The 14,280-nt window shown below is 35.1% G+C and carries 12 protein-coding genes and 1 pseudogene; 10 read left to right on the plus strand and 3 right to left on the minus strand.

The features are described from left to right. The first annotated feature begins 17 nt into the window (after positions 1–17). On the plus strand, positions 18–3,518 hold the full coding sequence (locus NLJ82_RS28450) for a DNA translocase FtsK (protein ID WP_000447304.1): 3,501 nt from the start codon (positions 18–20) through the stop codon (positions 3,516–3,518). Positions 3,519–3,730: 212 nt separating this feature from the next. On the opposite strand, the gene ltrA is transcribed toward NLJ82_RS28450, so the two are convergent. After that, on the minus strand, positions 3,731–5,377 hold the full coding sequence (gene ltrA / locus NLJ82_RS28455) for a group II intron reverse transcriptase/maturase (protein ID WP_001097732.1): 1,647 nt from the start codon (positions 5,375–5,377) through the stop codon (positions 3,731–3,733). 719 nt (positions 5,378–6,096) lie between these two features. Next, entirely contained in the window at positions 6,097–7,047 is a 951-nt protein-coding gene (locus NLJ82_RS28460; RefSeq protein ID WP_001125083.1) for a nucleoside hydrolase, read from the minus strand. 614 nt (positions 7,048–7,661) lie between these two features. Between NLJ82_RS28460 and NLJ82_RS28465 the strand changes: the two genes are divergently transcribed. Next, positions 7,662–8,645: a hypothetical protein gene (locus tag NLJ82_RS28465; RefSeq protein ID WP_000796697.1), complete on the plus strand. Its 984-nt coding sequence runs from the start codon at positions 7,662–7,664 to the stop codon at positions 8,643–8,645. Between the two features lie 9 nt (positions 8,646–8,654). Continuing rightward, the gene (locus NLJ82_RS28470; protein ID WP_046647685.1) at positions 8,655–9,581 is read left to right on the plus strand and encodes a hypothetical protein; all 927 of its coding nucleotides are present in this window, start codon (positions 8,655–8,657) and stop codon (positions 9,579–9,581) included. Positions 9,582–9,647: 66 nt separating this feature from the next. Here NLJ82_RS28470 and NLJ82_RS28475 read toward each other — a convergent pair whose 3' ends face one another. Beyond that, positions 9,648–10,439 (minus strand): hypothetical protein, encoded by a 792-nt coding sequence (locus tag NLJ82_RS28475; RefSeq protein WP_046647683.1) that lies wholly within the window; start codon positions 10,437–10,439, stop codon positions 9,648–9,650. Positions 10,440–10,733: 294 nt separating this feature from the next. On the opposite strand from NLJ82_RS28475, the gene NLJ82_RS28480 reads away from it, so the two are divergent. From NLJ82_RS28480 to NLJ82_RS28510, 7 genes and pseudogenes are all read left to right on the plus strand, one after another. After that, a complete protein-coding gene (locus NLJ82_RS28480; protein WP_001996246.1) occupies positions 10,734–10,997 on the plus strand; it encodes a hypothetical protein in 264 nt (87 codons plus the stop codon). A gap of 439 nt (positions 10,998–11,436) precedes the next feature. After that, on the plus strand, positions 11,437–11,703 hold the full coding sequence (locus NLJ82_RS28485; RefSeq protein WP_001996153.1) for a hypothetical protein: 267 nt from the start codon (positions 11,437–11,439) through the stop codon (positions 11,701–11,703). Positions 11,704–11,726: 23 nt separating this feature from the next. Continuing rightward, complete coding sequence (locus NLJ82_RS28490) at positions 11,727–11,951, plus strand: hypothetical protein (RefSeq protein WP_046647679.1); 225 nt, start codon at positions 11,727–11,729, stop codon at positions 11,949–11,951. 260 nt (positions 11,952–12,211) lie between these two features. Then, positions 12,212–12,496, plus strand: coding sequence for a hypothetical protein (locus NLJ82_RS28495; protein ID WP_046647677.1), 285 nt, complete (start codon positions 12,212–12,214; stop codon positions 12,494–12,496). Between the two features lie 68 nt (positions 12,497–12,564). Further along, positions 12,565–12,816 carry a hypothetical protein gene (locus tag NLJ82_RS28500; protein ID WP_046647675.1) on the plus strand — a complete coding sequence of 84 codons (252 nt, stop codon included), beginning with the start codon at positions 12,565–12,567 and terminating at the stop codon, positions 12,814–12,816. A 330-nt stretch (positions 12,817–13,146) separates the two neighbouring features. Then, positions 13,147–13,524: a hypothetical protein gene (locus NLJ82_RS28505; RefSeq protein WP_046647673.1), complete on the plus strand. Its 378-nt coding sequence runs from the start codon at positions 13,147–13,149 to the stop codon at positions 13,522–13,524. Positions 13,525–13,564: 40 nt separating this feature from the next. Next, positions 13,565–13,915, plus strand: a pseudogene (locus NLJ82_RS28510) (Rad52/Rad22 family DNA repair protein); the annotation flags it as partial. Positions 13,916–14,280: the final 365 nt, after the last annotated feature.

The following is a 14,280-nucleotide window of genomic DNA, read 5'->3' on the forward strand; positions in this document are numbered from 1 at the left end:
GAAGTAGGTGAGCCTATATGGAGACATTTAAACAACGATTACCGTTATTTACTACAATCGGCTTAATTAGCGGATTTATTCTTTCATTTGGATTCGGTTTAGTAAACTACATCAAGTTACTCTACTATGCATTTGAACCACCGTCTTATCCTATAGAAATTACATATGTACCGCTTATTTTAATGTTCTTTTCTTTACTATTAGGAGAGTTTAGCTTTAGGTTTTACAGCCGTATTCCAGCTTTACATATAAATAATGGGAAACTAATAATCTTGGTTGCTTCCCACTTTGCGGTTGATATTCAATTTTTATGGTTTGCAACTGCTCCGATCCATGCAAAGGTTATTCCTTATCTAGCGGATAAATCAAAACATCTTAATTTTGGTGAGTATGAAGCCTTAGGTCATGTCTTAACAGGTAATTTTCACACACTCACTATGATTTTTGTATTTTTACCAACAGTATTTATGATTTTGTTTACACTTTGGTATAGTGGGCATATTGTTCGCTACCGAGAAGAGATATTAAAGTGGGTACAAAAATACGAATATAAAAATCACAAATTACAAAAATGGTTTAATAGCCAAGAAGAACAAATATATCCTGATGTAGAAATTGGACCGCATATTGAGCATAAAGAGATGGTTCGTATTAAGGGGAAAGATAGAACGTTAAATTGTATTATTATTGGTCCTATTGGTTCTGGTAAAACATCTAGTTTAATTATTCCCATGATTAATCAAGATTTACATTGGATGGCGCGTTTTATCAATAAGTTCATAAATGTCTTTAAAAAGAAGGATTATCATACAGAAGAAGTAAAAGGAACATTTTTAAATGGTGTGACTGTTATCGAACCGAGTAATGATTTATGCCAAAAGGTTTTTAAGTTAGTGCAAGCACATAAAATACCTGAAAGTGCAGTTTACTACATTGATCCAACTAATCCTGATACCAAAAATATAAACATTCTGCGAGGACCAGTAGATAAAGTAGCAGAAGTTTTCGCAATGGTTATTCAAGGTTTGTCTGAATCTAACAATGCATTCTTTGAACAAGCGCAGCGTAACCACCTTAAACAACATATCTATTTATTAAAGCTTCACAACCCACAAAAAGATGTTACCTTCGACGATTTGATTGAGATGTATGACGATGTAGAACGTGTTCACCGAATGCATAAGCTATTAAAGGTACAGGTCGAAAAGTTATATGATTTTGTTCAAAGTGGAGCAGCTTCACGTGACCAAAAAAATGAATATAAAATTATAAAAGGTATAGACGAATGGTTTGATAATACCATTCGTGAAAAGCTGGATTTTCAAGGTGAACCAGCCGTTTATAAATCGGGAAAATACCGCGGACAACCGATGCATTATGACAGAGAAGAAGAATATGTAAAAGGTTTACGCAACATATTAAAAGATTTAGCTTCAAACGTTTTAATACGACGTGTTTTATTTGGAAAATCCGATTTTGATTTCGATGTTCATTTAGAGCAGGGTGGGATTTTGTTAGTCAATACGGCAAAAGGAGAATTAGCAGACCTTTCAAACGTATTAGGAAAATTTGTATTGTTAAGTATGCAAAATGCAGTATTCCGTAGAGATCCAAACGTCTCACCTTACCATCATATTATTGTCGATGAGTTTCCGGATTACGTTGTGCGGCCGTTTAAAGAATTCCCTGCACAATCTCGTAAATATAAAGTAATTTTAACAATCGCTAGCCAAACACTATCGCAATTAGCTCTCGACTTCACAGAGCAATACATGTTTACTTTACTAGGTTCATTCCGTAACAAAATGATATTTGGAGATGTAACACCATATGATGCAAAAATTTTCTCTGACATGTTTGGTGAGAAAGAGGAATTTAAAGAGGCAGAATCCGAACAGGGCATTTCTCCTATGCAAGAGAATCCAGTTAGTCGACTAGGATCAACCTATCAAAAAACGAAAGAAGTTGTTATGTCACCAGGAGATATCATGGCACAAGGGGCATTCATCTGTGCTGCTCGTATCGTACAAGATAATCATGTGCAACCTGTACAACAAATCACAAGTAACTTTGTACCAAAAGAAGAATTTGCCCAAGCAATTATTCAAGTAGATACAAAAACAGGTGAATATTGGGAAAATGAGCGTCTTCGCCTTATTAATGAATCTATAGAAAAAGCTAATCCTATGAAGCATGTAGATGCAGAAAACATGAAGAAAATACAACCATTACCACCTATACAAGAAGGTGAGATTGAACAGAATAACTCCATAGAAACAAACGAGGAGCATCAACACATTGTATCATTGGAGGATTATAAGGGACAAAAGTCTCAAAATGAAACCTTATCTAATGATCCTGCAGCAATGAACCAGCAGGGGAATGTTGATGATGAAGTTGAAAATAAGTTGTATGAAGATATTAAGGAATTTATTATCGAATCACAACAAGTCTCGCCATCTCTTCTGCAAAGAAAATTCAAGATTAGCTATATGAAATCTATGCAATATATTGAGAAGTTAGAACAAAATCTAGTTGTAAGTTCTTACACAGGGGATGGTCCTCGTAAAGTATTAATTTCAAATAATAGTAGTACATCAGAAGAAACAAGTGTTATTACTACTCATTCACCTGACAATACTATTTCACCGGAAGTAGCAATTCCAATTGAAGGCGAAGAAATCGAACAAGAGGAAACTAGCTCCTTTAAGGATATTCTATACGAAGATGTTTTAAGTTTTGTGAAGGAATCGGGAAGTATCTCTATATCTGTACTACAAGACACGTTTAAAATTAGTTATACACGTGCATCGAGATTAATAGATGCCTTACAACGAAATGGTGAACTGCCTGTTATAGCAGAAGAAACACATGTAGAAAGTATAAGCTCTGAAATAAAAGAACCGGCCGTGAAAGAAGATATTAAAGAAACCATAGATATAGCATTACCTCCTATGGAAGAATGCTATGAAATAAACATGGAGGTAGCAGAACTAAACAAAGAATTATCTATTACTATGTTAGAGCAAGATTGGAATAAAGATTCCATTATTCATTCCGTGATTCCTGTTGAGACCGAACCATTGTTTGAAGAATTCCCATCTGATGGACTTCCCGTTACAATGATAGGAACTGCAGAAACAAGTATAGAATCTACTTCACTTCCCGTTACAATAACAGAGCTAGAAGAAACACATGTAGAAATCAACACGGTTCCAATTGAAGAAACGCTTAATCATATCGAAGAAAACAAGCTAGATGAAGATGTAGCAAAAGTTTACGAATCTATTAGTATTACGGTACAAGAAAACTTAGAAAAAAATAGAGAAGAGCATTCGAAAAATGATGAGAAGCAACCAGAATATAAACCTATGAGTTATAAAGAACGCCAAGAGCACTTAAAATCTCATCAAAAAAATAAGAATAATACTACGCAGTCGCTGCTTAATAAAAATGAGAAACCAAAGCCCAAAACATCGAACGTAATGAGTAAGGAATTGAATAATTTCTTTGATTAATAGTTTGTAAATCTTAAATTAAATCTAGTATTGGTATAGCCAGCATTTCGGAAAAAACCACGCTAAGCCAAAAATAAAATAAGCTGCCCATATAGGCAGCTTATTTAGTCGGGTAAGCGGGGGGCATCGCTGCCCCCAACTCCCCTCAGAACCGTACGTGACAGTTTCCCATCATACGGCTCAAGCCTTCTTTTTATCCGATTTCAGTCCCTTTAGTATAGGCAAGGTAAGTGAACTAATTTTAAGTTTAAATTAGACAATATGAGGTGTTGCGGAACAGGCATGTCTTTTACGACTACCTTTTCCCCGTTTTGTAGTGGAGTTTTGCAGATAGCGCAGCGGTAACCTTGTTTTCTAGCCAGCTTCATTCTATCCATCGTGTTTTCCGTATCAAATACCTTACGGTCTCTTTTTTCCCAGTATTCTTTCAATGTTGGGTCATCAGGACTATTTTTGAATTTCACCATGTTGTGTCTCTCAATCTTAATCCATGACATATGTAAGAGTTGGATATTTGTTTTCGGGCAGGTTGGTGTCCAAGCATTTCCACCATGATGTGGATGCCTGTAATATCTTGCATATATCCATTTCCACGACTTCTTTGGATGGAGCTGTCGAAGATGTTTGCCGATTCTCCAATAGATATAGCTATCCATTGTACCAAAGATTTTCTTAGAAACGACATGTTTCCAGTATTGCCCGTATCCTCTGATAATAGGATTAAGCACTCGGATGATTTCTCCGATGGGTTGACCCCTCATGACACGTAAAGTATCTCCAATTTTCTTCTTCGCTTTCTGTCTACTGCCCTTACTTGGTTTGATGAACAGTTTATTCCCCTGTTCAGTTTGGTACTGCCGAATCAAGAATCCTAGGAACTCAAATCCTTCCTCAATATGTGTAACCTTCGTCTTTTCAGGGCTTAATTCCAATCCCCTGTCCTTTAAGTAGGGACGAAGTCTCATATATACAGAGAGTGCTTGTTCTTTTGTCTCCGTTAAGACCACAAAATCATCTGCGTAACGGATAAGGGTAAATTTGCAAGCAGGATTCATAATATAACTATCATTAGCTTTATAGTTTTTCTTGTAAGTAATTCCCAAGGTTTCTTCCATTCCATGAAGGGCAATGTTAGCGAGAAGTGGCGAGATAATTCCTCCTTGCGGAGTACCTTCTTGCGTTTCCGCGAAAAAGCTTTGCTCCATGTATCCCATCTTGAGCCATCGCTTCAATAGTTTTCTTCCGGGGAAGTAAGAAGTTTGTTTGAGTATCCACTCATGGTTGAGATGATCAAAACAGCCCTGAAAATCTCCTTCAAATATCCATTTCTTCTTTGTGCCCCCGTTGATTCTATTGAAAATGCTTCGTATGGCATCATGGGTACTTCGCTTAGGACGAAACCCGTAAGAAATAGCTTCAAATCTGGCTTCCCACTGTGGTTCAAGGGCATTTCGCACTATATTTTGATATACCCTATCCTTTATAGTTGGGATGCCCAACGGTCGCAATTTTCCGTTTTTCTTCACAATGTATATACGTTTTGCTGGTTTTGGTCGGTGTTGTAGCGTATTTAACTTTTTGAGTTGCTCATAGAGAAGATTTCTTTCTCTGCGACTCAAGGCTGTATGTTCATCAACACCTGCTGTTCGCTTTCCTTTATTCTGCTGTGTTACTCGTCTAATTGATAACAGTAAGTTTGCTTCGCTTCTCATGAGTAAGCGTTGAAGTTTTCTTACCTTTCTTTGTTGCTGTAACTGTTCGGCACGGTAAATTCTTTGTCGTAACTTCGTCACATACATCTGAACTGCTTTCCAGTTTGTATACGAGACGTGCGCCGACGCTCGTTCTGAGGTGTTCATAACTGCACGCTCCTATTCGTCAGAAGATAACTTACAAATGTATTTCCATGTTGAAGACCTATAAGAAGTGGGCTCCCTTTCAGGCTTGTCATGGGTTTGTCCGTAAGGACGACAATATCCGCTCAGTTATACATATTTCTATGCTTTCCTGTTTCCTTTCGGCTAGCGGCTTTTGCTTTCTCTTATATCCTTTACCCTCTGCCACATCGTTTGACTTTACAGTCATCCTACTGCTTGCGCAGATGACATAGGGCTTACCAAGTTTCACATTCCACAGATACGACAGGGTTAGGTGGACTCTTTACTCCGGATAAGTTGCGGGATGCAACGCGGCAGTATTATGAGAATGCCTTTCCTCTTATCAAGACCTGGGTAGAGCTGTACATTATCCCAAGCTAACGATTACGAAGCTTACGAGCCTTCACTCTCGTTCACCGTACCTGTCTTCTCCTAGCGGTATTCCGAGTCATGTACAGACTCTCTGTTTCCACATTTCCTCATGCAACCCACGAGCCCGTTACCAAGTCCGCAGTTTCGGATGGAGATAGACTTTGCATCTAATCTAGTAGCAGAAGCTACCCTGTGGGAATGCGACTTCTTGTCGCACCATAATTCTCGATATAGGAAGTTCTATTTTAGTAAACTCATAGCAACTACAATACATCCAACTATAAATAATTCTTTTTTAAATATGTATTTTTATCTTTACTTAGGATATGCTATAGTCTTTTCCTTAAAAATGTTTCCATAATATCTCTCTTAAATCTTTCATAATTGAACTGAAAAGCGATATTATGTGTTTTATAACCTGGATTTGTCACAAAACGAAAGTCTGCGATACTTTGACCAAATCCTTCTCCTTGATCGGGAATTACTTTGATGGGCACTTTTGACAGACGAACTGCATCTGGATTCAACAAATACCATATTGTTACAAAATCATGCATAGGGCTTCCTCCTATGCCAGGATTCGATTTAGAGTAGAAATTATAGTAGTAGTCTAACATAGGTTTGATGATGAGTCCTGCAAGGTCTTGTGTATTCCGGTGAAATGCATCAATTTGTTGAACCATTTCAGGTGTAACAATCGCGTGTTGGGTGACGTTTAATGGAATAATTGTCAAATTCTTCGCATGCTGCAGAATTAAGTTTGCTGCATAAGGGTCTGCGTAAAAGTTAGCTTCAGCCACAGCAGTCACGTTTCCGGGGTAAAAAAAGGCTCCACCCATGCAAATGTATTCTTTCACATTCCGCATTGCTTCTAAATTCAAAATAAATGACGTAGCCAATGATGAAAGTCTTCCCAAATTGATAATTGTAAGATCGTCTAAATTTGAGTTTATAATTTTGTAAATATCATTTATGGGATAAATTGGATAAGGGATTTCAGGTGGAATGATAGGTCCTAGTCCTACTTTTCCATGTACTTCAGGAAAATATTGAACCAATATACCTGTTAAAGGTACAGAAGCACCGAGAAATACGGGTATCTCTTTTCTTCCCGAAATATACTTCAAATAGTTAATATTTTTTATAGCATTCTCTCTCGATACATTTCCATAATCCGCTACAATCCCCACAAGTTGGATATCCTTACGAAAAAAGGTGTACAGAATAGCAAACACATCATCAATTCCCAAATCTGTAAACAAGAGAACTTTTTTGGGCATATGTTTTCCTCCAAAAGCCATAAAATTTTATTTTTACTAAGGATGTAATGAATAGGCTTGTACTATATTTGATATATATTTGATATATATTTTATATATTCTTCAATAGTACATTTTGTTCATCTATAACTTTAGATATCTTATATGTGTTTGCATCTAAAAAAGTATTTTTGTTTTGTATATTGTATACAAGTACAGTTAACATAACGCATCATTATTGGTAGAGAGGAAAAAAGCGGGCCCTTACTCTCACAGGGAGTCCGCTTTTTTTTGTTCTATGGATCTATTCAATTTTTTATACATTCCTATCTTGGTGCGGTTTTAGGGTTCTCGTTTGTTACTGAATTACTCGAAAAATTGTATAAAATTATGCATACTCTTAGCGTGTTTTTTCCGAAATACTAGCGGTCCCCCTAGTAAGGCTGCATTCTAGATTTTGATTTAACCTATAGCAAACTTATGATTTTAAAATTATTCTTGCATTTGAGTAGAAATACCATTATATTTGTATTAACAACTATATAAATAAACCATAATTTACGTGAAGGACACACCTTACGTACCATCCCAACGGTACAGGTGTGTCCTTTTTTACGTTCTAGGAGGAAAATATAATGGCAGAAGATAAGACAAACACTCAAACTGTAGAAGAACTTGGAATGGCTTTTGAAGCAGAGAACCTACAAGGTGACACAGTGCTAGAAACAAACTTTAATCAATTTGAGCGAGTACGTGATCATGAACTAGAGGAATTAGCCCGTATGAAACGTGAGCGTACTGTAGGAAAAGGCTTGATTACAGTCGTATCTGAAAAGCTATTCCCAACTAAAAACGGAAAGTCTGAGCGTATACAAGTACTTACAATGCAAATTGGTACTCATACAACAGCATATTGCCCCATTACAGAGGCAGGTATAAATGTTCCTAAAAATCCTCAATGGCTAGTTGGTAGAACCAAGCCTTTAATCATTGAACACTTCCAAAAAACGGAGGAAGGCAACTTTGCTGTTGTATCTATCACTGCAGGAGAATTGGCACTTCAAAAAAGATTATATGAAGAAGTGACAGCGCAAGAGGGCAACAAGGTATACACAGGAACCGTTTCAGGACATATCCCATCTGCACAAACAGTCTTAGTTGAAGTACACGGTGTAACAATAGGTGTACGGTACTCACACTGGTCCTATACATTCGTCCGTCCGGAGGATATTGTCATTGGTGATGTTGTAGAACTTATCATCGATAAAGTAGGGGAAAAGAATGGCCGTTATGAATTTAGAGGAAATAAAAAGAAACTAGAAACAGATCCAATTGAAAAATTGTTAGAACTAAAGAAACGCCGTGACCGATTTGTAGGTAAAATTGTAGGGGTAGACGCTATTGCGGGTATTTTCGTAGAGGTTGCACCAGGAATTCAGTTTAAAGGACTCAAGAGCCGTAATCTTGCCAATCCAACTGTAGAAGATGCGAAAAATCAAACGATTGTTACATGTGAGCTGCTTAATATCGACGCCAAAAATAGAAAAGGTACAGTGCGTATCCTAAATTATCCGCAGGGACAAAGTAAAAAAACTAATTCGTCAATTTTCCAATTTTAATGGATGACTATGCGTACAATAGAGAAACAATTGCCTACTTATGTCCCTTCTATTCCTCATTTATCAAGTGAGGATGTACAGGGACTTAAAATATATCGAATACATGAACTGGATAAAACCTATGTATTCCATTCTTTTGACGAATTGGTTAAGTTTAAGCAGCGTTTAACAGAAGAACAGTATACCGTACTTGCTTTCATTGGTGTTCATACATCTGTTCGATTTAATCATTTATTATATTTATTTAAGGATAAATATTCACGTAAGAAAATAAATGATGCACTTCAAGGATTACTTTACTACCGTCTAATTGAAAAATGGCAAGTGGAGAGTTTTGATATGGAGATCTTTGAAGAAACATATACGTTATCCGACAATGGTTACAAATTTTTAAAATACTGGCAGGGAAATATGTTCTTCTTTGCTCCAGAACGAATTGATAATCACGGTAAATATGTTCACCTACGTTATTGGCACGATATAGATTTAATCTGCCATCTACGTTATGCTCCATCGTTTTTAGGGCATATCATGCATCCATCTATTAGTAAAGGGGTTTTTACCCCTCCTTTAAGTTTTGCAGTGCAAGGCGGAGTAAATCATAAATTTAATTTCGTTGTATACTCCTCCCTATTAACAGATAAAAAGGATCGTTTAAAACGAATTATTGCTCGATGGAAAGATTTCGTAGAGTCAGGAAAAGATGTTATTATGCAAGATTTAGGAAACAATCCTACAGTCTTAGTTATATATGTTTCTACTGAAAACCAAGCAAAGAAAATTAATAATGAACTATTACTCGACCTGCTTCCTGGTAAAGTATTGTTATGTATAGGAGAAACCTTGCACATACAAGGATTGCAACATGCATTTTATGAGCCCCTTGCAGAAGGGGAGATTAAACAATTAAATACAAAGTTATTCATAACAAACTAAGCCACCCCTGCACTCTTAAGGGGTGGCTAGTTTTCTTATATAAGCTTTAGAATTTCGTAATGTAGGCTAAACCTTTTTAAGTAGTTTTTCCATAAATTCATTATGTAACTGTATACCCTCGTCATATAGACTATTAAACTTATCTAGTGTATCTTCTTCTTCCATAGTAGGATCAAAATAAAGTATATCTGTAGCTTCCCATAATTTTGCCCCAGCTTTTCTAAATATTTTTTCTTCTTCTTCTAATTCTTTAGGCGGAATTGCAGTTAACACTTTATCAAGATGCTCCTGGGCTTGTCTCATAAGAGCTTGTACAGATTTTTTATCTTTCGCAAATGGTTTATCATCTTTAAAGCAAGCAAGAAATGCTTTTAATTCCTTAGAGACAATCGATATATATTCTTCTTTAGTAATACGTCTATAATCTCTATTTTTTTCATGAAGTTGGTTTCGTGCATTTTCACCTAATTTTTCCTCGAAGGAATTTGAGTAGTTAGACATTTCATCTAAATCTTTTTCGCTAGTGTTATCAAACATATTGGTTGATTTACTAGTTAATTCTGGCATTTTATTAATTTCATTAATTAACATTTTAGAGTATTTTTTATAGTCTTCATGTGCTTCTTTAAATTCAGAAGGAGCATTTATTTTTTGAATTTTATTAATGAGGGAAATAGCTTTTTCAGCATGTTCTTTTCTCTCATTAAATGATAGAGATTTGTCACTCGCCTTCTCCATCTCTTCACCAGATTCATGTCCTACCTTTGCTATTGCTTCAATATATTCTTCTTTAGATACTGAACACGCTGCTAATACTACAAAACACATAATAGCAGTAATAATTTTGTATAATTTCATAAATCCTCCTATATTTACATAAAATATTATTTTAATTCATTATTTTAACATATACAAATATAAAAAAACAAACTTCATAATTACCATTTCAAATCGGTTGCAAACAATCTTCTCATTAAAAACAACTTAAGAAAATTAATTATCCTGTATCTGCCCCTATACAAATTACGGATTTTACGAAATAATATTCTTTGACACCTTTATGCAGAAAAACAATATATACAAATATAATCATTCGTGTAAAGGAATATATTTGAAAGGGGTAACACATTGCTACGTATACAACGAGGGTACATGTATGATCCAGATGATAATGAGGTCATTGTAAACGAAATTTTCTACAACGCTGCATCCGAACAAAAGTTAGGAAGCAAAATGGGTGTGTTTGCTGCAGAAAAACTCCCTACTTCCATTTTTAAAAAAGTTCAAGAAAACGAAAGTATGTCTTATATGGAAAGTATGGAAGTAGAAGAACAAACCATTCCAGAAATACTTTGTTATTTAGACCAAAATCAAAAACCAGAAAAACTCTATTTTGAAATGCAGTACATGAAGTAACAACAAGAACTGAAATAAGAGGGGATTTATAAACGTTGAAACAGGGGCATTATTATATAGTACATAAAACAACTATATATAAATTCCCTTCTTATTTTTGTTCCCTTAAAACAATTGAATATGATATAAAAATAGATTAATATATAACTATATTTATTGTTTAATTGATTCCGTTTATTCCCACACCTTTTTTGTGTTGTGGTTGAGTTGTAGAAGCAAGTTGCGTCTTGTTTCATTTGTGAAAGGGCTTCTTTGAGCCGATTAGTGTATATATAGCTTATTTTGCTATGCACATTTTTAATCGACTTAAAGAAGCCCTTTTTGTGTTGTCTTTAAGTTAGGAAATACTTGTATTAGACCATTTAGGCTAAACGAATAATAAGAGTGACTAAAGCACAATTTTAAGGTGCTTTTTTCTATTTGGGGAGGGGAACTATTAATGAAATTTTATAAGGTTAGTTACGGGGAAAATCAAGCTATAGCACTTATTGCAGCCAATAGTCCATATGAAGCAGTAGGATTTTATTTAATGGAAGCGCAAAGTGATTATGGTGAAGTAGAGTACGTTAATATAAAACGATTAGATTTGCATGAGCGAGTAAAGGTAGATTATGGACATATAGCAATCTATGACACCGTAGAAGAAATCTATCATCGTCAAAAGATTGTAAATTTCCCATGTGTTATAGCAAATTTACTACCATAAATTTAATAAAGTAGGTGTATATTATGAATGTTGAAAAAGAATTAAGAGAGATTTTATATTGTAAACAACTTATGAGGGATATGTTCTCTTTGTCAATTGAGAGAATCGAATATTTAGGTAAAGGGACAGTCTATATGTATTTTGCAGTAGTTTCAGAGCATGAACCGAATGTTTTCTATCGTATAGATAAAGATCTTGATACATTCAGGTTTGAAAAAGGCTCCTGGGCCTATGCTATTACACTGTAAAAAAGCTAATTTAGAGAATGTCGAATAATAAAAGCGGTAAGAAATTTCAACCAAATCCAAGGGTTTATCATATCCTACTTTTGTTAAGAATTTCTGAACTCTCCGTTTTTAAGAACATTTCATAAAAGAGACATAGTACAGTAGATATAGAATGGAATGCAACTATAGAAAATATGGGATTTATATATAGGTAAGGAACTTGTTGCAATGCTAAAAGCACAAGGAATTAGAAAATGTAAACCTGAGAGGAGCACTACAATATGATTACAGTTAACCGAGGATATATGTATGATCCAGATGATAATAAGGTCCTAATTACCGAAATTTATTATGAAGCTGCTACAGATACTAAATTAGGAAGTAAAATGGATAGCTTATCTTACTCAGCCATTCCTAATGAGATTAAAGAAAAAATAGAAGCAGCCGCTTCATTATCCTATGTGGAAAGCATTGAGATGTCTCAGCAATTAGCTGTCGTATATCAAAATGAAATTAACATGTATGGAAAACCAGAAAAATTATACTTTGAGTTAACTAGTATATAAGAGGGAAAAAAGACATTGGACGTATTTGTTCAGTGTCTTTTTTATTAATTTATAGAGGAGAATATAAAATGAATAGTGTAACTGAAATAGAAACAAGTCTTTGGACAATTTGTGTAGGGGATATTTTTAGCAATGGTCGTATGCCATACCATCTAAAAGTTGTAAAAATTGAAGTAGAAGATATGATGAAACCAGACGATGCGAAGGTATATAGTATACCTGTTCACCCTAAAAATCATAGAAGACGTATGAAAATAATGGATGTTTCAGAACATGTTTCTTATCGAGCTTGGTATTATAATGAGTTTTGGAGCAAATAATATACTATGGATGAAAGAGTGATACGGTTGTTTCACTCTTTTTTACTTGCATTAAAAATAAAGATAGTTTAATATACAGATATATTTATTATTTAATTGATTCCGTTTATTCCCACACCTTTTTTGTGTTGTGGTTGAGTTGTAGAAGCAAGTTGCGTCTTGTTTCATTTATGAAAGGGCTTCTTTGAGCCGATTAGTGTATTTATAGCTTATTTTGCTATGCACATTTTTAATCGACTTGAAGAAGCCCTTTTTGTGTTGTCTTCAAGTTTGGAGTTATTGTATAGCCAGCACTTTAGGCAATTATTTTATTAATTAGGGGGAAACATCATGAATTTAGCCATGGAAAAATCACAAGGGAAATTACAAAATGATGCTCATTTACATGACATTATTAAAGAAATTAAAGAACTAGCTAATCCTTTATGGATCAGTTCTTTATCAATGTTGCAAGCGCACAATCAAAACTTCAATACGAAAGCTACGACATTTAAGGATATTACCATTTCTGATTTAAGAGATTTGAAAGTAAGTTTAAGTCTCATTTATGCAGCAAGGAATATCAGTTGTAAAAGTATAGAGGATTTGAATAAGCGTCTATCCATTCAGTCAGGAAAAGATATTACTTCCTATGAGGATTGGCTGCTTCATGAAAACAGAGGAATTATATGTGAAATGATTGATGAACTTCGAAAGAAAGAGTGGTAACACCCAGATTCGAAATAACAAGTAATACAGGAGGATTATTATGACGAATATAATGGAAAGTTTACAAGCTGAATTTCCGTTCGAACAATTAGGTTGGAAAATTACACATACATTTGAAAGCCAAGGTCGTTTTTTTGCGTATGTAGCTCCATTTGTTGACGCACGCGCCATTCAGGACCGATTTGATGAAGTCTTTGGTATTGATAAATGGCAAGTGTCTTATGAAAAATGGGGTGAGAAGGCAACGAAATGTACCATATCAGTGTTTTTGAATGAACGTTGGATATCAAAAGAGGATGGAAGTGAAGAATCTGACTACAGTTCTGTAAAAGGTGGCTTTTCGAATAGTTTAAAAAGAGCTGCTGTACTTTGGGGCGTGGGAAGATACCTTGTGTGAACTGTTCTCGCACAAAAAGTTGTGGAAACACACTATATAAAAGCGAGGGAACTATAAAATGTTCTAACTGCATGTTTGACTATCAAGACTCGGAAGTAAGTCTTGCAAGAACATCGTAAACTCTTGAAAAGGTCTAATACTACGGATAGCAATAATAGAGAACCCTATCATTGTTATGAGCCCGTTGAAGGCGGTGAAAATCGAACCTAAATTCCTCAGGGAACATGGTAAGAAAAGTAATCGGGACGCCATAAAATAGCTATGGATAGAATGAATCATAGATTCTGGCGAATCACTGAATGTACGTGTCGATACTATCCGTTCCTTAGAAATATGGAGGAGGTAAAACCATACCTTTT

Origin of the sequence: Bacillus paranthracis (assembly GCF_024296885.1) — a bacterium.
Taxonomy (GTDB): domain Bacteria; phylum Bacillota; class Bacilli; order Bacillales; family Bacillaceae_G; genus Bacillus_A; species Bacillus_A paranthracis.